The sequence below is a fragment of the Robertmurraya mangrovi genome (assembly GCF_034427655.1).
In the GTDB taxonomy this organism is placed as follows: domain Bacteria; phylum Bacillota; class Bacilli; order Bacillales; family Cytobacillaceae; genus Robertmurraya_A; species Robertmurraya_A mangrovi.
Genome location: NZ_JAXOFX010000001.1, coordinates 33,892 through 55,089 on the forward strand (window position 1 = coordinate 33,892; position 21,198 = coordinate 55,089).

General features: G+C 35.2%; 22 protein-coding genes and 1 tRNA gene. 11 read left to right on the forward strand and 12 right to left on the reverse strand.

The window, feature by feature from the left end; all coding sequences use genetic code 11:
- Window positions 1-170: 170 nt before the first annotated feature.
- A complete protein-coding gene (locus SM124_RS00280; RefSeq protein WP_322444485.1) occupies window positions 171-380 on the reverse strand; it encodes an alpha/beta-type small acid-soluble spore protein in 210 nt (69 codons plus the stop codon).
- Window positions 381-792: 412 nt separating this feature from the next.
- On the opposite strand from SM124_RS00280, the gene SM124_RS00285 reads away from it, so the two are divergent.
- Window positions 793-1,035, forward strand: a complete 243-nt coding sequence (locus SM124_RS00285) for a hypothetical protein (protein ID WP_322444486.1) — start codon at window positions 793-795, stop codon at window positions 1,033-1,035.
- A gap of 55 nt (window positions 1,036-1,090) precedes the next feature.
- Here SM124_RS00285 and SM124_RS00290 read toward each other — a convergent pair whose 3' ends face one another.
- The 8 genes from SM124_RS00290 to SM124_RS00325 form a co-directional block, all read right to left on the reverse strand.
- The gene (locus SM124_RS00290; protein ID WP_322444487.1) at window positions 1,091-2,200 is read right to left on the reverse strand and encodes an ABC transporter ATP-binding protein; all 1,110 of its coding nucleotides are present in this window, start codon (window positions 2,198-2,200) and stop codon (window positions 1,091-1,093) included.
- A gap of 124 nt (window positions 2,201-2,324) precedes the next feature.
- The gene (locus tag SM124_RS00295) at window positions 2,325-3,215 is read right to left on the reverse strand and encodes a PucR family transcriptional regulator (protein WP_322444488.1); all 891 of its coding nucleotides are present in this window, start codon (window positions 3,213-3,215) and stop codon (window positions 2,325-2,327) included.
- A 362-nt stretch (window positions 3,216-3,577) separates the two neighbouring features.
- A complete protein-coding gene (locus SM124_RS00300; RefSeq protein WP_322444489.1) occupies window positions 3,578-3,748 on the reverse strand; it encodes a hypothetical protein in 171 nt (56 codons plus the stop codon).
- 68 nt (window positions 3,749-3,816) lie between these two features.
- The gene (locus tag SM124_RS00305; protein WP_322444490.1) at window positions 3,817-4,029 is read right to left on the reverse strand and encodes a YheE family protein; all 213 of its coding nucleotides are present in this window, start codon (window positions 4,027-4,029) and stop codon (window positions 3,817-3,819) included.
- Between the two features lie 86 nt (window positions 4,030-4,115).
- A complete protein-coding gene (locus SM124_RS00310; protein ID WP_322444491.1) occupies window positions 4,116-5,297 on the reverse strand; it encodes a YheC/YheD family endospore coat-associated protein in 1,182 nt (393 codons plus the stop codon).
- Window positions 5,294-6,652 (reverse strand): YheC/YheD family endospore coat-associated protein, encoded by a 1,359-nt coding sequence (locus tag SM124_RS00315; protein WP_322444492.1) that lies wholly within the window; start codon window positions 6,650-6,652, stop codon window positions 5,294-5,296. Before SM124_RS00315 ends, SM124_RS00310 begins: the two co-directional genes overlap by 4 nt.
- Before the next feature lie 5 nt (window positions 6,653-6,657).
- Window positions 6,658-7,737 carry a YheC/YheD family endospore coat-associated protein gene (locus SM124_RS00320; RefSeq protein WP_322444493.1) on the reverse strand — a complete coding sequence of 360 codons (1,080 nt, stop codon included), beginning with the start codon at window positions 7,735-7,737 and terminating at the stop codon, window positions 6,658-6,660.
- A gap of 31 nt (window positions 7,738-7,768) precedes the next feature.
- Window positions 7,769-9,154: a YheC/YheD family endospore coat-associated protein gene (locus SM124_RS00325; protein ID WP_322444494.1), complete on the reverse strand. Its 1,386-nt coding sequence runs from the start codon at window positions 9,152-9,154 to the stop codon at window positions 7,769-7,771.
- Between the two features lie 199 nt (window positions 9,155-9,353).
- Here SM124_RS00325 and SM124_RS00330 point away from each other — a divergent pair, with 199 nt between their 5' ends.
- From SM124_RS00330 to SM124_RS00340, 3 genes are all read left to right on the forward strand, one after another.
- On the forward strand, window positions 9,354-10,493 hold the full coding sequence (locus SM124_RS00330; RefSeq protein WP_322444495.1) for a DUF445 domain-containing protein: 1,140 nt from the start codon (window positions 9,354-9,356) through the stop codon (window positions 10,491-10,493).
- Window positions 10,494-10,591: 98 nt separating this feature from the next.
- Window positions 10,592-10,945, forward strand: a complete 354-nt coding sequence (locus SM124_RS00335; protein WP_322444496.1) for a YlbF/YmcA family competence regulator — start codon at window positions 10,592-10,594, stop codon at window positions 10,943-10,945.
- 118 nt (window positions 10,946-11,063) lie between these two features.
- Complete coding sequence (locus SM124_RS00340; RefSeq protein ID WP_322444497.1) at window positions 11,064-11,588, forward strand: D-glycero-alpha-D-manno-heptose-1,7-bisphosphate 7-phosphatase; 525 nt, start codon at window positions 11,064-11,066, stop codon at window positions 11,586-11,588.
- A gap of 70 nt (window positions 11,589-11,658) precedes the next feature.
- On the opposite strand, the gene SM124_RS00345 is transcribed toward SM124_RS00340, so the two are convergent.
- Window positions 11,659-11,865, reverse strand: a complete 207-nt coding sequence (locus SM124_RS00345) for an alpha/beta-type small acid-soluble spore protein (protein WP_322444498.1) — start codon at window positions 11,863-11,865, stop codon at window positions 11,659-11,661.
- A gap of 237 nt (window positions 11,866-12,102) precedes the next feature.
- Here SM124_RS00345 and SM124_RS00350 point away from each other — a divergent pair, with 237 nt between their 5' ends.
- From SM124_RS00350 to SM124_RS00370, 5 genes are all read left to right on the forward strand, one after another.
- Window positions 12,103-12,972, forward strand: a complete 870-nt coding sequence (locus SM124_RS00350) for a Cof-type HAD-IIB family hydrolase (RefSeq protein ID WP_322444499.1) — start codon at window positions 12,103-12,105, stop codon at window positions 12,970-12,972.
- 81 nt (window positions 12,973-13,053) lie between these two features.
- Window positions 13,054-13,139: transfer RNA gene (locus SM124_RS00355), tRNA-OTHER, on the forward strand.
- Window positions 13,140-13,358: 219 nt separating this feature from the next.
- Window positions 13,359-14,876, forward strand: coding sequence for a coproporphyrinogen III oxidase (locus SM124_RS00360; RefSeq protein ID WP_322444500.1), 1,518 nt, complete (start codon window positions 13,359-13,361; stop codon window positions 14,874-14,876).
- Window positions 14,877-15,054: 178 nt separating this feature from the next.
- Complete coding sequence (locus SM124_RS00365; RefSeq protein ID WP_322445025.1) at window positions 15,055-16,674, forward strand: long-chain fatty acid--CoA ligase; 1,620 nt, start codon at window positions 15,055-15,057, stop codon at window positions 16,672-16,674.
- 166 nt (window positions 16,675-16,840) lie between these two features.
- On the forward strand, window positions 16,841-17,629 hold the full coding sequence (locus SM124_RS00370) for an enoyl-CoA hydratase (protein ID WP_322444501.1): 789 nt from the start codon (window positions 16,841-16,843) through the stop codon (window positions 17,627-17,629).
- Window positions 17,630-17,702: 73 nt separating this feature from the next.
- Here the strand turns inward: SM124_RS00370 and SM124_RS00375 are convergent, their stop codons facing one another.
- Window positions 17,703-18,275 carry a DUF6434 domain-containing protein gene (locus SM124_RS00375; protein WP_322444502.1) on the reverse strand — a complete coding sequence of 191 codons (573 nt, stop codon included), beginning with the start codon at window positions 18,273-18,275 and terminating at the stop codon, window positions 17,703-17,705.
- Between the two features lie 106 nt (window positions 18,276-18,381).
- Window positions 18,382-18,567: a YhzD family protein gene (locus tag SM124_RS00380; RefSeq protein WP_322444503.1), complete on the reverse strand. Its 186-nt coding sequence runs from the start codon at window positions 18,565-18,567 to the stop codon at window positions 18,382-18,384.
- Between the two features lie 468 nt (window positions 18,568-19,035).
- Here SM124_RS00380 and SM124_RS00385 point away from each other — a divergent pair, with 468 nt between their 5' ends.
- Together SM124_RS00385 and SM124_RS00390 are read left to right on the forward strand one after the other, a co-directional pair.
- On the forward strand, window positions 19,036-19,935 hold the full coding sequence (locus SM124_RS00385; protein ID WP_322444504.1) for an ABC transporter ATP-binding protein: 900 nt from the start codon (window positions 19,036-19,038) through the stop codon (window positions 19,933-19,935).
- The gene (locus tag SM124_RS00390; RefSeq protein ID WP_322444505.1) at window positions 19,928-21,181 is read left to right on the forward strand and encodes an ABC transporter permease; all 1,254 of its coding nucleotides are present in this window, start codon (window positions 19,928-19,930) and stop codon (window positions 21,179-21,181) included. Before SM124_RS00385 ends, SM124_RS00390 begins: the two co-directional genes overlap by 8 nt.
- Window positions 21,182-21,198 lie beyond the last annotated feature (17 nt).

Sequence of the window (21,198 nt, forward strand, 5' to 3'; positions counted from 1 at the left end):
CGAGGGGGTTAATATCTCCCTCGTTTTTTATAATTGAAACTTTTGGTAGAAAGTTTAGTTTGTAAACAGGTAAAAATAGATAAGGTGAGAAAATTGAAAAGCCTCCTTCAGAAGAAGGAGGCTTTTAGCCATTTAATATATTCAATTGTTATTTAAAGGATGAACCAAAATTATTGTTGTTGAAAACCGCCGCCAAGTTGTTGTTCAGCCATTTGAACTAGACGCTTAGTGATTTCTCCACCAACAGAACCGTTAGCACGAGCAGTAGTATCTGCACCTAAGTTAACACCGAATTCACTTGCGATTTCGTATTTCATTTGTTCTAGAGCTTGCTCAGCACCTGCTACTAATAATTGGTTTGAAGAATTGTTGTTTGCCATTGATGTACACTCTCCTTCAGAATTTTTTTATCTAATTGGCTGGGTTAGTCGGACTTGCACCGACAAGCAAGATTCCTTGCCACCTATGCTTGGTTTAACCCATTGGTTGATAAATATTTTCCTTTAGAAGCTGTGTTGCTTGTTGGGGTGTTGCTGTGTGTTGCTGTGTTGTTAATCAATATTATGGATGATTTTTTAAACTTTATTCAAAAATAGATAAAAGAAATATTTACCTTTTTCATCTTGAGTGAAATTCAGTAATTCATGTAAGAAAGACTAAATTACAATTGGATTTACATAGAGAAAGTAAACAGACGTAAACTAAAAGCATTAAATAAAATTTTAAAAATTAAATAGAGAATTTACCGACAGTTTTAAAAGTAAAATGAGTTACTAGAAAAGAGGCTAGAAGATGGGAATGTGTCCTTTATGTAATGGTTTTTATGAAATGCAAGAAAGCTGTCCTTCCTGTGGAAATCAACTTGAAGAAAGCGGAAGGTTAATGGACTTTTTCGATGATTATAGTCCTTATATGCCAATCGACTTGATGAAACTGGAGGACGGATATTCATTAGATTTTCAGGAGGAGCAATGTCCACATGTATTTAAGTGTCCAAATTGTGGATATGATGAAGTGAAATTTATTCAAGAATAGAAAAAACAGGAAGACTCAACACACGAGTCTTCCTGTTTTTGTGAAAATGTTCGTACTATTCGTTTTTATTTCTAATTCTAGATTCTGTTGCAACATCGAAGAAGTGAGCTTTGTTCATATCAAATGCAAGTTCAAGGTTTTGGCCTGGTTTAATGTCTGTACGTGAATCCACACGAGCAACAAAGTCTTGGCCTTCAAGTGAAGAATAAAGCATCGTTTCAGCACCAGTTAACTCAGAAACATCAATTTTTACGTTAATCTTTGAACCTTGAGAAGCTTCAATGAATACAGGCTCATCATGAATATCTTCAGGACGAATTCCAAAGATAATATCTTTTCCAACATACCCTTGTTCGCGAAGCATTTTCATTTTACCTTCAGGAATAGCAACTGAAACTTTTCCAATTACTAGTTTGCCTTCTTCAATTTTACCATTTAAGAAGTTCATAGCTGGAGATCCAATGAATCCACCAACAAACACATTTTCTGGCTTTTCGTAAACTTCTTTTGGAGCACCAACTTGTTGAATGATTCCGTCTTTCATTACAACTAAGCGAGTAGCCATTGTCATCGCTTCTGTTTGGTCATGGGTAACGTAAATTGTTGTTGTTTGTAAGCGTTGGTGTAATTTAGCAATTTCAGAACGCATTTGAACACGTAATTTCGCATCAAGGTTTGAAAGTGGTTCGTCCATTAAGAATACTTTAGCATCACGAACAATCGCACGTCCTAATGCAACACGTTGACGTTGACCACCCGATAAAGCTTTAGGCTTACGATCTAAATATGGCTCTAAGCCTAAGATTTTAGCTGCGTCTTTTACACGACGATCAATTTCGTCTTTAGCAAACTTACGAAGTTTTAATCCGAAAGCCATGTTATCATATACACTCATGTGAGGGTACAGAGCATAGTTTTGGAATACCATTGCGATGTCTCGGTCTTTAGGAGGCGTATCATTTACACGCTTACCATCAATGTAAAAGTCACCTTTAGAAATTTCTTCAAGTCCAGCAATCATACGTAAAGTAGTAGATTTACCGCAACCAGATGGACCTACGAATACGATAAACTCTTTATCTTGAATATGAAGATTGAAATCATCTACAGCAGTTACTTTATTATCATAAATTTTATAAATATGATCTAATTTAAGTTCAGCCATTTTAAAAGCCTCCTAGGTTTTTGAAATCGTTTTCTTGTTATTAGCTTACCTCAAGAAAGCCTAAAGCTGTATGTGAATGGTGCACAAAAATATTAAGCACTCTATTATGCACAATGTATAGTTACTAATCTTGGTTATGATAGAGACAGGCAAAATACATAGTAAAGGCACTAGTGAATTCTTTAAAGTTAATGCCAGTCTTCTCAGAAACTTTATCTAATCGATATTGAAGGGTATTTCTATGAATATAGAGTTTCTTGGCCGTAAGAGTCACATTTAAATTGTTTTCAATGAACACTTTTACCGTTGTTAATAACTCCTCATCATCCTTCAGGCCACTAAGAAGTTGAAGAGCAATGGCTTCTTTTAAATCGTTGGAAAGTTGTTTTGTTACTAGGGATGGAAATGTTTTTTCAAATGTAAAAATACGCTCTCTATTTGACAATCGTTCTAAACAACTATCATAAAAACTTCTATCTAAACGAAAAACTCGTTTTAATTCGTTTGTACGACTGAGGAATTTTCCAATATAGAAAGTGGTTTTTATGTAAAAATCACTTTCTAACGTTTCCGAAATAGAGTGAAAATCATCTTCTTTAAGAAAGCCTTCAGATTCCATCTCAACAATAATCCCTCGGGACTCATTTTCCCAAAATAGAGTAGTTTCGGTTTGGAAAAAATTAAGCAGAGCCGTTTCAATATCTTGTCGTTCCCATTGATTACCGGAACAATGAAACTGAATTACACGGTATCGAACATCCTTACCACTAGGAATCTCGCCTGTTAAAAATAAAAAGTTAAACCAGCTTTGTGAATAGGAGTCTCTTCCTGTTGGTTCATAATAGGAAAATAAAGTTTTTAATAAGGTCAGCTCTTTATCGGTTAACGCAGATTTAGGTATGCCTAACCATTCACGGTTCGTCAGACTAGTAAACCAGTGATATGTATTTTCAAAAGTAGGCTGTTCCTGTAAAAGAAGCGCCTCTGGATATAATTCTATGATTTTTTTGAACATGTATCAAAACTCCATATCATTATTTAAAACTTAATGTAATTATAGCAGTAATAGGTGGGTAAAAAAAATTGCGAGTGGGGGAGTGTGGTGTTGATGTGTAATTTTACTTTTTTTTAGGTGTTAAAGCCAATTTAGATAAGAGAGAAAATAGCCAGCCGTAACTATTTTTGCGGAAATTATGATTATTTTGCGAAAAGGCGAATAATCTTGCGAAAAACTAATTAATTTTGCGAAAACCCGCCAGATTTTTGCGAAAAACTCAATTTTTTTGCGAAACCACTTTTCCCGAACAATAATTTGTCTACAGGAAGGCTTTTAACAAAAAAAAGAAAGCCCATCTATAGGCTTTCCATCAATATTATTTATTCACATTCATACGGCGGAATCTCTTCATCTAAGTCGCGAGCTTGTTCGATATTTGTGTGAGTGTCCTGCCTGTGAACAGAACCACCTGATAGTCCCTCATTAATCATTCGATCAACATCTAAATAGACTTTGTTTCTGCCTTCATTTAGAATATCTTTATTTTTCATGATAAGCCTCCTTACTGTGTGATCATCTATATTTTTCGTAAGGTTTTATTGGCTCATGCAAAAAAAATTTATTGATCATAAACATGAAAATACATAAGGCTATGAATATGCTCCATAATCTCTTTTTCAGATTCACTTTCTGGTTGCTGAGATGTCCATTCAATTTTTCCATCTGGATGATAGATCCCATTGAATTTTTGTTTTTTATAGTAAAATGAAATTCTCCAACCTGGCATTTGCTTGTTTTCATACAATGGTTTGTATTGGAAATGGGTAATCATAAAATGTATCCCTCCTAAGCTGTTAAGTAAATTTAATCCTATTGTAGCAAAACAAAATAAAAAACACCCTAATAATTATTAAGGTGCTACTGAAATTGTGCTAGCTGAAAAAATAAATCAACTAAGCTTTGAATTCTTTCTATTTCTATCTCTTCCTCGTCAAAACTCATTGGTTTTGAATTTACCTCATATATAACATATTCTCCACTTTCAGTTAGACCGGCATCAATAGAGAGTTCACCGAAAAAGCCCAATTTTTCCGAAAGAAGAGCACCACACTCTTGAACCATGTTTTCAAATTCAGCCATATGTCGATCTGTTTTAACTTCTTCAAAAGTCAGGAGCTTACCGCCATTTGGGATATGTGTCGTGATATTTTGTTCAGATGATTGGCGAATTCCAACTCCAGTCACCTCATATCGACCCTTGTAATGAGATAATATTCTAAAATCATATCGCTGCCCACTATAGAGAGCTGGTTGGATGGCCTTTTGCGCAATGTAGGATCTATTTTTTAAAATAAAGTCTCTATTGTTCCAGAATTCCTCAAAGTTAGTAAATGTATAAGAATGTCTAATACCGTCTAACTGTAGACAACCGCCTTCATCAAGATTTACTCGATAAATGCCCTTTCCTTTAGAAGCTTTAACCGGTTTAATGTAGATGCTTTTATAGTTTTTTAGAAAAGTAAGTAACTCCTTCTCTTGATCGATTAAAATCGTCTCAGGGAGAAGAGTACTAAGATAATCATGACTGCTTAGTAATTGGTGGAGCTTATATTTATCGATAAAAGAGGGATTAAAAATAGGGATTCCATTTTTACTAAAAATCTCTAAAGCATTTTCATACGTTATCGATTCTTCTTTTTTACGAAAGGGGATTCGGTTGTAGACAACATGGGGGAGAGGACAAGTGGCCTTTAGCCATTGTTTTTGCTCAGGAAGATAGATATAACCTAACATGTCTACAGCAGTTAAATCCTCAAGAGTAAAAACGATAGCCATCCCTCCTAATTTCATTAGGGCACTTTGCAATTCTTTAAAGTATGGGGCATTACCAGCTACCTCTCCATTTTTATCCTTTGTTGTCATAATACCTACAACTGGGCCAAGGTTTTTATCTTTAGCATTCAGCTTAAAAGGGAGACTTGGATTTTCCTCCTTATGAAGAAAGGAAAGAGGTTCAGCACTCTTTCCAAAAAACAGCTCTTCTTTTTTCAATGAAGTTTGAAACCAGCATTTATTTTTTAAATCATAGAAAACCATCATTTGAAAATTTCCCCTGGCTCTTTAATCGCACGTTCAGTTAAAAATACGGCAAACGCTAAGGAGAGCTTTCTTGTTAATAAATCAAATTCTTTTAACTGGGGGTGTTTAAAAATGGAGCGACCAGGTTTAGAGTTTGCCTCAAAGAACCAAACATTCCCTTTACGATCCATTCCTAAATCAAAGCCTATTTCCCCAATAATACCCTCCATTTGATGCTCGAGTATTTGACTCATTTCTAGGGCAGCTTTTGTTAGCTTATTAGTAATCTCTTGACTATTATCTGTGAATAATTCCTCAATCGTTTTGATGCTGCCTCCATTACTAACATGTGTTGTTACACTCCCGGACCCAGCCACTTTTGCAGCTAGAGCGGTAACATGCCATTCACCTAATTCATCTTTATTTGTATGAATTCTAAAATCAACGAGGCGTTTGTCTACACGCATAAGGTGAATTCCTTGTTGAACGAGCATATTTTCTAATTTGCGATTTTGAAAGACATGATGAAATAAGCTTTCTAATGTTTGGAATTTTCTAAGGCGATTTTCACCCGTTCTGTCACGATAACGACAATAGTAATCTCCTTCTTTTTTATCGTAAATAATTTGATGAATACCAAGTCCTAAGCTTCCATTAATTGGCTTCATATATACATGCCCATAGTCTGAAAGCATTCTTTCAATTACGGAAAAAGAAGTAAACGGGTGAGTTTCTGGCAAATAGGAGGCAACTTCTTGGTGTTGCTGTAAGCGCTCATAAATATCGAGCTTATTAAAAAATCCAGGATTATACCATGGGATTAAATATTCTGTTTGAAGCCGCTCTTTAATCTTATTCATTTCCGTTTTTCTTTCACTTTTGCGGTTGGGCAAACGGTCATAAATAACATTTGGAAAGGGAACTTCAATTTTCTCCCAGCCATTTTCATTGTAAAAAAGTCCTTCAATTGTCCCTTGGTCCCAATTGATATGCTGCTCACCGAAGACAAAAGGGAGAGCACCTACAGTCTTTTTAACAGATAATAGCTTTGAAAAAAATAATGTCCTTTCCCCAATGGGACGAATAGGGAAAGGGGTAAATCCAGCTGTGAATATTCCAACTAGTGGCCCAATATGCAACGTTTGTTCTTCTTGGAAGATGTGTAATGGAACATTTAAAAGTGGAAATTTTAATTCTTCTACTAGGTCCTGAGAAATCGCTATTACATTTTTTTTATCAGGGTGAGGAGAGCAGCTGGCTTCAACTGAAATGGTTCCGAAAGCAATTCTACTTACTGGTATATTGGAAAACTCGACTGGGAAATAAACGGTCCTTTTTTGCTCCTCAATTAGCTCAATCGGATAGTGTCTTTTCATATAGGTTACTGGCTCCTCTCCGGTATAACCTTATTAACTAAGACATTGGCAAAACGTAAGGGAGACTCCATTAATTGCTCCTTTTTCTTAGGGGCTATCGTTGAGATTACCTTTCTCCCAGGCTTAGAATTGACATCTAATAACCATATCGCACCATTCTTTGCGATTCCAATGTCTACTCCTAACTCAAATAAAGGTAGAAAATGTTGTTCTAATATAAGAGGCAAGTTCTTTAATATATAATCAATTTCCTCGCATATATAGTTTTTTGAACGAACAGAAGCGGAGTCAAGCCAATCGTTAAACGGTAGAATGGTGGCTCCTGCACTTAAGTTCGAAATAATTCCGCCTTTTTGTCCTACTCGAACTCCTTTACCAATAATATCCCAGTTATTTGTTTCGTTTTTCTGTAAAAGTGACCGAACATCGTATGGTTGCTCATCGTCATTCGTAAGTGGTAAGTAAGGCTGCAATAGGAAAGTAATTTTTTGCAACAGAGTTTCAAGCCATTTTAAGAGTTGTTGGTCCGTTTCAAAGGTGCGGGAAATCTGTTTCTCCTTTTTATCCGTTCGAACGATAAAATTACCGTCTATCTTTTCAATGTAGTAAATTCCATATCCTTGAGAACCATTTATAGGCTTTAGAATTAAAGGGTTAATGGCTTCTAATGTATGGATTACTTGTGAGGAAGACTCGACTTTAATTGTTTTTGGTATATAGGCAGCTAAGCGTGACTGGGATAATACATGATAAAGCTCCATTTTGTTAGGTAGGCCATAGCCTAAAAATTGAATATCTTTACGTGTCTTTAGCCAATTTACGATGGCCATACATTGTTTTGAGTGAGCATCGTCTCCGTAAAAACACCGGTCGTATAGACAAACTGGTAATGTAAACTCTCCCTTGCGCCATGTTTGAGACTCTTCTACAAATTCCTCCCCAACTACTTTCTCTGTTACGGGATTAATTTGAGATGGGACAAATCGGAAACATTGAATCTGGTATTTGGCTGCATTCTTGGCTAGCTCGGTAAAGTAACTGTTTTCACTCTTTAAATTTAATGTCATAAAACCTAACGCAAGCATGTTCACTCCCCCTATATAGGAGACAGACCCTTTAGTTTGATAAAGGGGGACTGTCCCTCTTGTTAAAAGCTAGTGCTGTACTGTATTCAATAATGGCTTTAGATGAAGGCCTGATTTTCACATCATGCTCCTCAAAGCTCTTTGATGGTTTAGAGTTAACTTCAATAATCCACATCTTTCCTTCATGATCCACTCCAATGTCTATCCCAAACTCCCCGTAATTACCGGGAGCACTTTGGCTTACAATATTAGCTGTCTCTAAAGCTAATTCCTTTATTAAAGCTACTTGTTGTACAGCTATTTCTTTACCGAATAACAATGTTAGTGGTTTTAGAGGTTTCATCGTCTCACCACCTCGAGCAACATTTGAAACAAATTGTTCTTCAGCTGATACTCGAGCGACGACCGAAGTAACCCTCCACCTCTCTTGATAATTTTTATGGCAGAGGACTCTAAAATCTAAATGGCGATCTTCCAATGTTAGTAACGGGATGGTTTGTTGAATCAAGTATGTGCTCTTATTCATTCGTGGTTTAAACCACTTAATAAATGGATCAGCACTTTTAAATGTCATACTGTCTTTGGATTTACCTGATGATGTTACCACCTGTATACCATCCTCTGTTAAATCTAAACGAATAATGTTACGGCCTTGACTTCCATGGATTGGTTTGATGAAAACGGATGGGTACTTTTTCAAAAAGGTAGAGAGGGTTTGTTCTGTGAATGTTGATGTATCAGGAAGATAGGGATGGAGATGTTCCTCTGAAAAAAGCATTTCATGAACTTCTATTTTTGATAAAAATTTCGCATTGAAAATAGGAATGTTTAGGTGATGAATTTGTTCCAGTATTTTATTAAAAGAAGAACTAGCCTCCAGTCGCCTAGAATGGACCCGGTTGTATATGACATCTGGCAATCCAAAAGAACCTTTTACCCATTCTCCATCGTCAAAATAGTAACAATTAGTCGACTCCGTACCGAAATCTCTAGGATGAAAAACGTAAAATAATCCACCTATACTTGCAATTACATGATGTAATTCTTCACAAAACGAATGGACGGAACGAAAATCGGGTTCCTTAGAAACGGAATCTTCCTCTAGTTCTGTCATTAATCCAATAATGGGGCCAAGATAAATGCATTTGTCTTTATGACAGTATTGGGAAAGAAACCGTGATTCTTTTTGTGGCACCTGAATGTTTTTTAAGAGGACAGGGTTGATGTGTAAAACATCCTTTTCAATATCAGCCATCTTGACCTCTACAGAAATGGTGCTAACTCCAAGACAAAGCTGGATGGTATCTAACGGTTCTATTTTCCAGTATTTTGCAAGGGAGTAGCTTATATAGATATTTGTTTCCGATTGATGAAACGTTTCGTTAGGAACAATCGTAATAGGTAAGTAAGAAACCATACATATTCCTCATTCACTTGTCATTTAAAACTCAGAAGTTTGAACTCTAACTCTTCGTCCATTTATAATAGAAAAAGATTGTTTTTCCAAAAATAAGCTAATCTTTGTATATGACAGTTGCTTTATATGGGCGAATGCTGATATATCGTATGTTAAAAGGAAAATATGTGTGCGAAACGAATACGGAAGGTAGATGGAGATGGACATCGTTATAACGTTTTTATTTTTAATTATCATAGGAGCTGTCATTGGGGGATTTACTAATTCCCTGGCTATTAAAATGCTATTTAGACCTTATAAACCAATCTATGTCGGAAAGTGGAAAGTTCCTTTTACGCCTGGTTTAATTCCAAAAAGACGAGGAGAGCTTGCTAACCAGCTAGGAAAAATGGTGGTTGACCACTTGTTAACTCCAGAAAGTATTAAGAGAAAATTCTTAAATGAAACCTTTCAAACGGAGATGACAAAGTTAGCTCAAAAGGAGTTGGAAAGATTCTTAGAAAAAGAAGAGACCCTTGAAGAGTTCTTAGGTAATCTAGGAGTTTCAGACAGTAAGGTGAAATTTGAAAAGAAAATGGATCAGTTCATTGTAGATAAGTATGAAAACTTAATGAACAAATATCGAGAACAACCGATTAGAACAGTTCTTACACCAGATATTCAAACGAAACTTGATTCAAAGATTCCTTTAATAGCTTCCTTTATCCTTCAAAAAGGTGTTGATTATTTCTCAAGTGTAGAGGGAGAATTAAGAATTGCTCGAATGATTGATGACTTTATGCGTGAAAGAAGTGGCGTTCTTGGCAACATGCTTCAAATGTTCCTTGGAAATGTGAACTTGACCGATAAAATTCAACCAGAATTGATAAAGTTTTTAAATAATCCAGGTACACATGATTTAGTTACGACTTTGATTAGAAACGAGTGGGAGAAAATTTTAGAATGGAAGGCTGAAAAGATTGAAGACCAGTTTGGGAAAGAACAACTCCTATCAACTGTAAAAGAATACAGCCGTAAAATCGTAAATGTGGATAAACTATTCGAAAGTTCAATATCTGACTTAACTTCAGCATTTAAGGACACACTGCTAGAAAATATTGTACCAAAAAGTATTCAACTTATCGGCGAATGGCTATCTAACCGAATAGAGGTACTAATGGAAAGATTACATTTATCAGAAATTGTTCGAGAACAGGTCGAAACTTTTTCGGTAGAGCGATTAGAAGAAATGGTACTTTCCATAACAAGAAGTGAACTTAAGATGATTACTTACTTAGGGGCCTTACTTGGGGGAGTCATTGGTTTGTTCCAGGGAATAGTTGTTGTTTTTCTACAATAAGAACTCGTTTGTAGAGTAAAAAGGTTGCATTCTCGCATTTCCATTCATAGTTTGTTATAGTGTAGTGGATTGCCTAAACGGAAAAGGAGCTGGATACAATGGCCGTTAATTTACATGATTCTGCATATGAATTAGAGAGAGCGATTAGAGAAAGCGCAGAGTTTAAAAACTTAAAACAAATGTACGATGAAGTAAACGCTGATCCATCAGCAAGACAAATGTTCGAAAACTTCCGTAACATTCAATTACAATTGCAACAAAAGCAAATGATGGGCCAAGAAATATCTCAAGAAGAAGTAGAGCAAGCTCAAAAAGTAGTTGCATTAGTTCAGCAACATGATAAAATCTCTAGACTAATGGAAACGGAACAAAGAATGAGCATGATTATTGCAGAACTAAATCAAATCATTATGAAGCCACTTGAAGAGCTTTATGGTCCAATGACTAAATAATATCCATGAAAATCCACAAATTTATTGTGGGTTTTTTTGTTTAAAAAAATCTTCTTAAGTAAATCATTAATGAGGGAAGTATCGTATCAAAAATAGATAACAGAGGTATTGAAGTCAAATGAAAAAAGCAGTATTTCTAGATCGTGATGGAGTTTTAAATGAGGTCCTTTCTGATAGGGTGAAGTTTGTAAATAAACCAGAACAACTATACTTACTTGAAGGTGCTGCGGAGGCTGTTGCAGAGATCAATAAGGAAGGCTATGAGGTTTTTGTAGTAACAAATCAGGGTGGAGTAGGTCTAGGCTTTCTAAAGGAAAAAGAATTAATCAAAATACATGATCGATTACAAGAATTAGTAAATGAAATAGGTGGTCATTTTAAAGAGATTGCCTATTGTCCACATAAACCAAAAGCAGGCTGTGAATGTCGTAAGCCTAATGCAGGAATGTTAACCGACCTGGCCAAAAGACATGATATAGATTTAAGGAACAGTGTAATGGTAGGCGACCATGAAAGAGATATCGAGGCTGGAATAAAAGCAGGTTGTAAAACCATTTTCATAGGAGCAGAGGAAACAAAGGCTGATTTTCAAGCGACTTCCCTAATGGAAGCAACTGAAATTATTAAAAAAATATTAAGATAACATAAGAAGACCCTACTTATTCCAGGAAGTAGGGTCTTCTACATTTATTCGGTTAAAAATACTAAAGTTATTAGAACTGTCTTCCGCCGCCAAGTTGTTGTTCAGCCATTTGAACTAGGCGTTTTGTAATCTCTCCACCAACTGAACCGTTTGCTCTTGAAGATGTTTCTGGACCAAGATTTACTCCAAATTCTGATGCAATTTCGTACTTCATTTGATCAATTGCCTGTTGTACCCCTGATACTAGAAGCTGGTTTGAATTATTGCTTCTTGCCATGTAAATCATCTCCTTGGTGTAGTTTTATTGTTTGTTACATTTGTAGTTTTGTTTGAGATATAAAAAATTATTCATAGATGATAATTGGTAATTTTTACACTATGGGAATAATGTTAAATCAATTAATTAAAAATCAACCTAAAACATTGTCCTCCTAACGTTCTAATTACATGGTTATTTTCATACATGTGATATAAGGATTTATTTAATTAATCATCAGGGTAGGGGGACAAAAATATGATATATCGGTTACTAGCATTAAATATAGATGGAACGGTTCTTCAGTCGAATGGAAGACTTCATAAATCTACAAAAGAAGCCATTCATTATGTGCAGCAAAAGGGGATTTATGTGACTCTTGTAACATCAAGAAGTTTTCCATCTGCAAAAAAGGTTGCAAAAGCTCTTAAGTTAGATTCTTTCCTAGTAACTCATCGGGGAGCTTATATTGCTAGCACAGATGAAAAAACAATCTCAGTGAAACGTATTCCTGAGGATATTACTTTTGAACTTGTAAGACTTCTAGAAGGCTTTTCTTGCCAAATAAGAATTGTACATGAAGAATACTCACTGGCAAACAAGTCAAAAATTAATAACAATTTATTATCAAAAACAGTGTTTACTTCTGGAGATCCTGTCTTTTACTCTCAACAGTTTGTCGATTCAATCAGTGATGCAATTGCGGATGAGCCGGTTGCACCTCCAAAGATGGAAGTATACTTTGAAGACCAAGAAGATCTAGAGGATGCAGAAAAAGCTATTGCTAGTATGTTTCATGAAGTGGATACATTAAGGATGGACAACAAAAGTTTAGAAATCGTACCACAAGGTGTATCTAAATTAAATGGACTTTTATATCTAGGAGAACAACTAGGAATTGATCGTAAAGAAATGGTGGTTATTGGTGATTCACTAGATGATATTGAAATGATTGAGCAAGTAGGTTTAGGGGTGGCTATGGGAAATGCACCAGTTGAGGTTAAAAAAGCCGCAGATTGGATTACTCGCTCTAACAACCAACAAGGTGTTGGTTATATGGTCAAGGAGCATTTTAGAAAGCAACAGCCAATTGAATTTTTGAGGAAAATGAACATAATTAAAAATTAAGTTATACATCAAATCCAAGTTTTAAAACTGTGAGAGAAAAACTTTAGAATAAAAACTGTAATCAAGGGAAATATAAGATTAGGACTTGTAGCTCAAAGATTAGAGCGGCCGATGTTTTACCATGTAAACCATTGTGCAGTTTGTGGGTTTAAATCCCACCAAGTCCCATAATATCTTAGTTTAAAAAGCGGATTCCACACATGGAGTCCGCTTTTTTATATTGAATAATAGTTAAGTATTCCCAGTATATACGTTTTTCCTCTATTGACCTTATTAACTTCTTTTTTGTACACTTTAAGGATGGAATTAAATAAAGGCTTTATATTTACTAATATGTAAGTTACTAATATTTAGTTAGACTAACTTTAAATAAAAAGGTGATTTTATTGCAAATTTTAATAAAAGGATTACAAGATGAAAGATTTCATCGACCGTTAAGGCTAATTGCAAATTTATTTTTTGAGGAATCAGAAGTTATATTAACGGACAATGGTGATTGTTATGATATAACCGTTGATTTTACATTAGAAATAAGTGAAAAGGTTAAGGTGGAAGCTTCCTTAACCGATGAAGAAGGGAACATTTTTAAAGCTAATGCTGAGAAAATTCTACCTATTACTGAAATAGAAAAGGAATCGTTTAAGGTTGTTAAGAACGCTGTTTCATATGTTTATTTAACCGTGCTTCAAGAAAAAACAGGAATGATTCAGAAGTGGGGTTTCTTAACAGGCATTCGACCGACAAAGCTCCTTCATAAATACATGCAACAAGGAGTTCCAAAAGAAATTGCCCATAAACAATTAAAAGAAGATTATTTAATTACGGACGAAAAAATCGACTTAATGCAAAGAATCGTTGATCGACAGTTAGCCGTTGTTCCTGACTTATACGAGTTAGGTAAGGAAGTTAGTATTTATATAGGAATTCCGTTTTGTCCAACAAAATGTGCTTATTGTACATTTCCTGCTTACGCCATTAATGGAAGACAAGGCTCGGTTGATTCATTCTTAGGCGGACTTCATTTTGAAATGAAGAAAATCGGGGAGTGGTTAAAAAAGAACAATGTAAAAATCACCACCGTCTATTATGGTGGAGGTACTCCTACTAGTATTACTGCTGAGGAGATGGATATGCTTTATGAAGAAATGTACGCTTCATTTCCTGACGTAGAAAACATTAGGGAAGTTACGGTCGAAGCTGGAAGACCTGATACCATTACTCCAGAAAAATTAGATGTGTTAAAGAAGTGGAATATTGATCGTATTAGTATTAATCCGCAATCCTATATTCAGGAAACTTTAAAGGCGATTGGACGTCATCATACAGTAGAAGAAACAATTAATAAATATCATCTTGCACGATCAATGGGGATGAATAATATTAATATGGATTTAATCATTGGTCTTCCTGGAGAAGGTGTACCTGAGTTTACTTACACCTTAAATGAAACCGAAAAATTAATGCCTGAGTCATTAACCGTACACACATTATCATTTAAGCGTGCTTCTGAAATGACAAAGAATAAAGAGAAATACAAAGTAGCTAGCAGAACGGAAATTGAAGATATGATGAGTCTAGCCGAACAGTGGACTAAGGACCATGATTATTCTCCTTACTACTTGTATAGACAAAAGAACATACTCGGAAATTTAGAGAATGTAGGCTATTCTTTACCAAACCAAGAAAGTATTTATAACATCATGATTATGGAAGAGCAGCAGACCATTATTGGGCTAGGTTGTGGAGCGGCAAGTAAGTTTGTGGACCCTGAAACTGGAAAAATCACTCATTTTGCCAATCCGAAAGATCCAAAGTCGTATAATGATGGATTCGAAGCTTATACAGAAGACAAAATAAAGATTTTAAATGAGCTTTTTACAAAGGAAAAGCTAGTTAAAGAATAACGAATCGGAACACCGCATTGCTTAATTAATTAGCATTACGGTGTTTTTTGTTAAATTCAAAAAATTCAAAATTAAACAAAGGATTTTCTTTCCAAATAGAGAATCTATAGGTACAACCAGTCATACACTTTTACGAGGAATGTTTTGAAAGCGTTTACTTAAGGGAGGATGATGGATGATGATGCAAACACCTTTAACAATGACACAAATGATTAAGCGTGCCGAAAAGTACTTTCCCAAAAAGCTTGTTATTTCGAGAACAGCCAAGGGAATAGAGCGTTTTACCTACAAGGAAATTGGAGAAAGAACAAGAAAATTAGCGGATAGCCTACAGAAGCTAGGTGTAGAGAGAGGGGATAAAGTGGGTACACTTGCTTGGAACCACCATCGTCACCTAGAGGCATATTTTGCTATTCCGTGTAGTGGGGCTGTTCTTCATACAATTAATATTAGACTCTCTCCAGAGCACATTTCATACATAATTAATCATGCTGAAGATAAAGTGTTACTCATTGATTCTGACCTGATTCCACTAGTTGAAAAATGTAAAGATGAAATTAAGACAGTAAAAGCTTTTGTCATTATGACTGACGAAGATGATTTGCCTGAAACGACTTTATCTCCTGTTTATCATTATGAAAAATTACTAGCAGAAGCTAGTTCAGATTATGAATACCCAGATGATTTAGATGAAAATCAACCAGCTGGTATGTGCTATACTTCTGCAACAACAGGCAATCCAAAAGGAGTTGTCTATTCTCATCGTGGAATTGTTTTACACAGCATGGCACTTGGATTAGCGGATAGTGCTGCTATAAGTGAAAGAGATATTGCTATGCCGGTCGTACCAATGTTTCATGCTAATGCTTGGGGTCTGCCATTTGCAGGAGTTTGGTTTGGAACCAATCTTGTTTTCCCTGGACCTTACTTTACTCCAAAAATAATTGCAGAACTGATCGAACAAGAAAAAGTCACCATGACGGCGGGAGTTCCAACCATTTGGTTAGGTCTGCTGAAGGAATTAGAAGAGAAAGAGTATGATATGAGTAGTCTACGTGCTATTTTATGTGGCGGTTCGGCAGCTCCTAAAGGAATGATTCGAGCATTTGAACAAAAGCATCATATTCCGTTTATACATGCCTATGGAATGACTGAAACTAGTCCACTCGTAATCATCTCCACTTTAAAAAGCTATCAAGAGGACCTAAACTATGAGGAAAGGCTTGATATAAGAGCAAAACAAGGAATTTTAGTTCCAGGTCTTGAGACGAAAATTGTTGGGAAAGACGGGGAAGTTGCTTGGGACGGTCAAGAGATGGGTGAATTATTAATAAGAGGCCCTTGGATTGCTTCTGAATATTATAAAGATGAAAGATCGAATGATGCTTTCCGCGATGGATGGCTATATACAGGTGACGTTGTAACCATAGATGAAGAAGGTTTTATAAAGATTGTCGACCGTACAAAGGATCTTATTAAGAGTGGTGGAGAATGGATTTCTTCGGTTGATTTAGAAAATGCTCTTATGGCCCATGAAGCCGTGTTTGAGGCAGCTGTTGTTGCTGTACCACATGAACAATGGCAAGAGCGTCCTGTAGCTTGTGTCGTGTTAAAAGATTCGTATAAAGATAAACTAAGTAAGGATGAATTATATGAATTCTTGAAGCCTCAATTTGCTAAGTGGTGGCTTCCTGATGAAATTCTATTCTTAGAGGAAATACCGAAGACTTCAGTAGGAAAATTCTTAAAACGTGCATTAAGAGATCAAGTTCAAAAGGAATACTTACAAAAAAATTAAGATAGGAAGATTGAGAGACAAAATGTTTCTCAGTCTTTTTTTTCATCATTTCTGTAATAGTTATGGAGATATATCAACAAATTAGGGAAATTATATTAAAAATGGTTTTTTCCAGTTTAAAATATCGATATAATAAACTTAGTGGAAAATAAGGGAGGGGCTTGGTTTGGCAACTGATTTTGTTACAAATACAGTGAATGTAAAGATTGAAGGACGCGTAGCAACTGTCCAAATGAATCGTCCAGAAAGTTTAAATGCTTTGGACAAAGAGATGATTAGAGGTTTAACCGCTAGATTAAAAGAGATTAGTATTTCAGATGATATTGATATTGTCGTACTAACTGGTAATGATCGAGCTTTCTCATCTGGTGGAGATATTAAATCTATGCTTTCGATGAAAGATGAAAGCGATTTCTTCCCAATTATGGATTGTATCAACGAATTAGTTATTACCATTTATAGTTTGCCAATGCTTACGATTAGTGCGGTTTCAGGTGCTGCTGCAGGTCTTGGCTTGAGTTTAGCGTTAGCAACAGATTACATTTTAGCAGACGAAAAAAGTAAATTGGCAATGAATTTCATTGGTATTGGGTTAATTCCTGATGGGGGAGCTCACTTCTTCTTAGAACGTCGATTAGGAGAAGATAAAGCGAAACAATTAATCTGGGAAGGTAAGACCTTGACTGCTAGTGAAGCTTTGCAATTAAGCTTAATTCATGAAGTAGCATCTGATTACAAAGAAGCCCTAAACCAAAAAATTGAAGACTGGCTGAATAAACCTATTCAAGCAATGGTTAAAACGAAGAAAATTCTAGCTGAAAATAATAGACCACATTTACTGAAGATACTAGAAATTGAAAAACATGCTCAGTATAAAATGCGCCAAACCGAAGATCATTTAGAAGGTATTAAAGCATTTGTAGAAAAGAGAAAACCGCAGTTTACGGGTAAATAAATAGGTTAATATTATATTAGTATACTGGTATGTAAGAATGCACCAAAAGTATATTTGCTTTTGGTGCATTACTTTATTGTGGAACGTATTTGTTACTCCCAGGTAGTTTCTTTATATGTTTCCAAGCAGAAATCGCTTCCTGTAAACTTTTCCCATCATTTGATGGGTCAGTAAAATAATCACGGATGAATTGGTTGTACTCAAATTGTGGGGATATGTTTGTTTGATAATCAGGGTTTTTCTTTCTAACCTCTTCTTCGTCCCAAGCTGATACAGCATCTCGATATGTTTTTCCAACGTTATCTTTAAAATAGTTTTGAATATATGTAGAAAAATGAAAATGTTCACCAATGACGGTTTTAAAAAAGTGTCTTACACTTTGACTGCAGCGATGTTGTTCGGTTATAACCGTATTTAGACTTAGCTCTTCTTGTGAGTGCACTTTGTCCTTTGTCCTTTTCATTTTTAACTTACTACTGCTGATTAATCCTGTCTCAAGATAGGTTGTAATTCTATTTGTCAGTTCTAGTTTTGAGCCAGATGTGGGTATGCCTTCTTGTTTACAAAAGTTTTGTAATTCACTTTTTAACCAATAAAAGCTTATGAAGTCTTGGGGGTTCATTTCTTTTGAAAGTTTAGGTCTCATTTTGTTAGCCTCTTTAATTTGAATTTATTACCATTATAGAACATTTGTTCTGTTTTGTGAAGAAAAAAATAGACATAAGTTAACGAACTTATGTCAAAAGAACCTATTATGAGTGGAAAAGTATTAGTTTTCCGCTAGGTGAAGTACAACGATGTGTATGATCTAGAAAGTTTTTTTCTTTTAAAAGTTGTTCGCCTTTTACTTTTGCATCTTGGTCGTTACTAGCTTCAAAACTTTCATCTAAAATTTTCTCACCGTTTGCCTCAAATACTGTTAATTTGTAGTTCTTCATTCTATTAACCCCTTTGTTAAAAAATTCAGATAGTTACTATTATTCTTGCATAATTTTATTGTTTGTACAAGGACGATTTACAAAGTAATGTCATTCTCATAATTTTACCCGTTGATTTCCGGTCCAGGTACTTGCTTTCCACGGGGAAGAATTAACGAAAAAATCCAATAGCCGATTTTTTCTAAGTGCGAATTCTTCCTCGGGAGGAAGTCAAGCCTCCTGTTCGTCTGTGGGGTCTTGACCTTTCCTCTATTTCCCGTAGGAGTCAAGTACCTTCCCCTCCAATCAACTCGGTGCTTAGTTTTTAATAACCTTTTGTACCATATATTGTTTTAAAATAGCATAATATAAATCTATGTTTTTCAATACAAAATATAAATTAATAATTAAAATTAGACATTCTTTTTTGGAAAATTGAACCTTTTTGTATTTTTAATCGTATAAGTTATTAGAATAGGAGGAGTTTTTATGGTGTTAAGGATTGAGCATGTTACGAAAAGGTTTGGGGATTTTACAGCTGTTGATAATCTTTCTATTAGTATTCCAGAAAAAGAAATGTTTGGATTTTTAGGGGCAAATGGTGCTGGGAAGACAACGACTTTTAGAATGATTCTAGGCTTACTAAACCCAAGTGGTGGGACTATTACGTGGGACGGGAAGCCAATTAATTATTCTACTAGTCATTTAATTGGGTATCTGCCGGAGGAAAGAGGTCTGTATCCGAAGCTGAAAGTGAAGGACCAAATTGTTTATTTAGCTAGATTAAGAGGAATGCAAAAACAAGATGCTTTGAAAGAACTAGATGTTTGGTTAAGTCGTTTTAAGGTCCCTGAATATGCAAATAAGAAAGTAGAAGAGCTTTCGAAAGGAAATCAACAAAAAATACAATTCATTGCGGCTGTTATCCATAGACCGAAATTACTTATTTTAGACGAGCCATTCAGTGGACTTGATCCTGTCAATGTTGAACAGCTTAAAGAGGCTGTTTTAGATTTAAAGAATAATGGGACCACCATTGTTTTTTCCAGTCATCGAATGGAACACGTAGAGGAAATGTGTGAACATTTATGTATCATGCATAAAGGTAGCCCTGTTGTACATGGCTCTTTGAAAGAAATTAAACGTTCATTTGGAAAGAAAAACTTAGTTATTCATGCAGACTTTTCCCTTGAATTTCTAATGGACTACCCAGGAGTTATGAAATCAAAAAAGACAACAGAGGGTATTCACCTACAAATAGAAGGAGAAGAAGTTGCGGAAAAGGTATTAAAAGAGATTGTAGGAAAAGGCTTTATTCGGAAATTTGAAATAGAAGAACCATCCTTAAACGATATCTTTATAGAGAAAGTAGGTGCAGCATATGAGTAATTTTTGGGTTATTTTATTTCATACTTATATTAGCAAATTAAAGACAAAATCTTTTATTATTACAACTTTAGTCACGCTTGTCATTATTGTCGGTCTTACTAATCTAAATACTATCATGGAGACTTTTACTAAGGACGAAAAAGGAACAAACATAGCTGTAATAGATGAAACGGCAACACTTATACAGCCTCTTCAAGAACAATTGAAAATCGTTAATGAAGAAATAAAGCTTACTAATTATGAAAAAACAGAGGAAGCAGCTGAGAAAGATGTAGAAGAAGGTAATTATGAGGGCTTACTGTTATTAAAATTTAATGAAGAAAACTTACCAGTAGCTACTTTTAAAGCAAATACGGTTGCAGATACAACCTTATCACAAGAACTACGGAATGGCTTGCAGCAAATCAAAACGCAATTGGCAGCGAATCAAATTAATCTGACTCAAGAACAGTTAGGAAAGCTTTATGAGCCTGTTCCATTTGAAAGTATAGCATTAGCTGAAAACGCAAAAACCGAGGAGGAACTTAACCAAGCTCGGGGATTAGTTTATGTATTGCTATTCTTTATTTATTTTGCCGTAATCATGTATGCAAGTATGATTGCAATGGAAGTGGCGACAGAAAAATCATCACGTGTAATGGAGATTCTAATCTCAAGCGTATCCCCAGTAAAGCAGATGTTTGCTAAGATATTGGGAATTGCTTTGTTAAGTTTAACTCAAATGGTCTTACTAATTGGAGTAGGATACTATTCAGTTAAACATAATATGGACTCTTTAGAAGGTGGCTTCTTTAGCTTCTTTGGATTCGGTGACGTACCGTTAGCAACGATTGTCTATGCTTTAATATTTTTCTTATTAGGATATTTCCTATATGCAACCTTAGCAGCCTTTTTAGGTTCACTAGTTAGTAGAATTGAAGATGTTCAACAAATGATTACGCCAATGACTTTATTAGTGGTTGCTGGATTTATGATTGCCATGTTCGGACTAGGTCAACCAGAAACACCATTTATTCAAATTACTTCTTATATTCCGTTCTTTACACCGATGCTTATGTTTATGCGTGTAGGAATGTTGACTCTACCAGTTTGGGAGCCACTTTTAGGGATTGTTATATTACTCATTACCATTATACTGCTAGCGATATTTGGAGCTAGAGTATACAAAGGGGGAGTATTAATGTACGGAAAATCAAATTCCTTTAAAGATATTAAAAAAGCTCTACAACTTACGAAGAAGGATTAGTTTATTAGAGATAAAGA

What these genes read in the sequence shown, in the direction of transcription:
- SM124_RS00380 (WP_322444503.1), bottom strand. Translation starts at nt 18,567, where the DNA reads ATGAAGAACTACAAATTAACAGTATTTGAGGCAAACGGTGAGAAAATT.
- SM124_RS00335 (WP_322444496.1), top strand. Translation starts at nt 10,592, where the DNA reads ATGGCCGTTAATTTACATGATTCTGCATATGAATTAGAGAGAGCGATT.
- SM124_RS00375 (WP_322444502.1), bottom strand. Translation starts at nt 18,275, where the DNA reads ATGAGACCTAAACTTTCAAAAGAAATGAACCCCCAAGACTTCATAAGC.
- SM124_RS00345 (WP_322444498.1), bottom strand. Translation starts at nt 11,865, where the DNA reads ATGGCAAGAAGCAATAATTCAAACCAGCTTCTAGTATCAGGGGTACAA.
- SM124_RS00305 (WP_322444490.1), bottom strand. Translation starts at nt 4,029, where the DNA reads ATGATTACCCATTTCCAATACAAACCATTGTATGAAAACAAGCAAATG.
- SM124_RS00310 (WP_322444491.1), bottom strand. Translation starts at nt 5,297, where the DNA reads ATGATGGTTTTCTATGATTTAAAAAATAAATGCTGGTTTCAAACTTCA.
- SM124_RS00340 (WP_322444497.1), top strand. Translation starts at nt 11,064, where the DNA reads ATGAAAAAAGCAGTATTTCTAGATCGTGATGGAGTTTTAAATGAGGTC.
- SM124_RS00290 (WP_322444487.1), bottom strand. Translation starts at nt 2,200, where the DNA reads ATGGCTGAACTTAAATTAGATCATATTTATAAAATTTATGATAATAAA.
- SM124_RS00285 (WP_322444486.1), top strand. Translation starts at nt 793, where the DNA reads ATGGGAATGTGTCCTTTATGTAATGGTTTTTATGAAATGCAAGAAAGC.
- SM124_RS00280 (WP_322444485.1), bottom strand. Translation starts at nt 380, where the DNA reads ATGGCAAACAACAATTCTTCAAACCAATTATTAGTAGCAGGTGCTGAG.
- SM124_RS00385 (WP_322444504.1), top strand. Translation starts at nt 19,036, where the DNA reads ATGGTGTTAAGGATTGAGCATGTTACGAAAAGGTTTGGGGATTTTACA.
- SM124_RS00320 (WP_322444493.1), bottom strand. Translation starts at nt 7,737, where the DNA reads ATGCTTGCGTTAGGTTTTATGACATTAAATTTAAAGAGTGAAAACAGT.
- SM124_RS00330 (WP_322444495.1), top strand. Translation starts at nt 9,354, where the DNA reads ATGGACATCGTTATAACGTTTTTATTTTTAATTATCATAGGAGCTGTC.
- SM124_RS00365 (WP_322445025.1), top strand. Translation starts at nt 15,055, where the DNA reads ATGATGCAAACACCTTTAACAATGACACAAATGATTAAGCGTGCCGAA.
- SM124_RS00350 (WP_322444499.1), top strand. Translation starts at nt 12,103, where the DNA reads ATGATATATCGGTTACTAGCATTAAATATAGATGGAACGGTTCTTCAG.
- SM124_RS00295 (WP_322444488.1), bottom strand. Translation starts at nt 3,215, where the DNA reads ATGTTCAAAAAAATCATAGAATTATATCCAGAGGCGCTTCTTTTACAG.
- SM124_RS00300 (WP_322444489.1), bottom strand. Translation starts at nt 3,748, where the DNA reads ATGAAAAATAAAGATATTCTAAATGAAGGCAGAAACAAAGTCTATTTA.
- SM124_RS00315 (WP_322444492.1), bottom strand. Translation starts at nt 6,652, where the DNA reads ATGAAAAGACACTATCCGATTGAGCTAATTGAGGAGCAAAAAAGGACC.
- SM124_RS00325 (WP_322444494.1), bottom strand. Translation starts at nt 9,154, where the DNA reads ATGGTTTCTTACTTACCTATTACGATTGTTCCTAACGAAACGTTTCAT.
- SM124_RS00390 (WP_322444505.1), top strand. Translation starts at nt 19,928, where the DNA reads ATGAGTAATTTTTGGGTTATTTTATTTCATACTTATATTAGCAAATTA.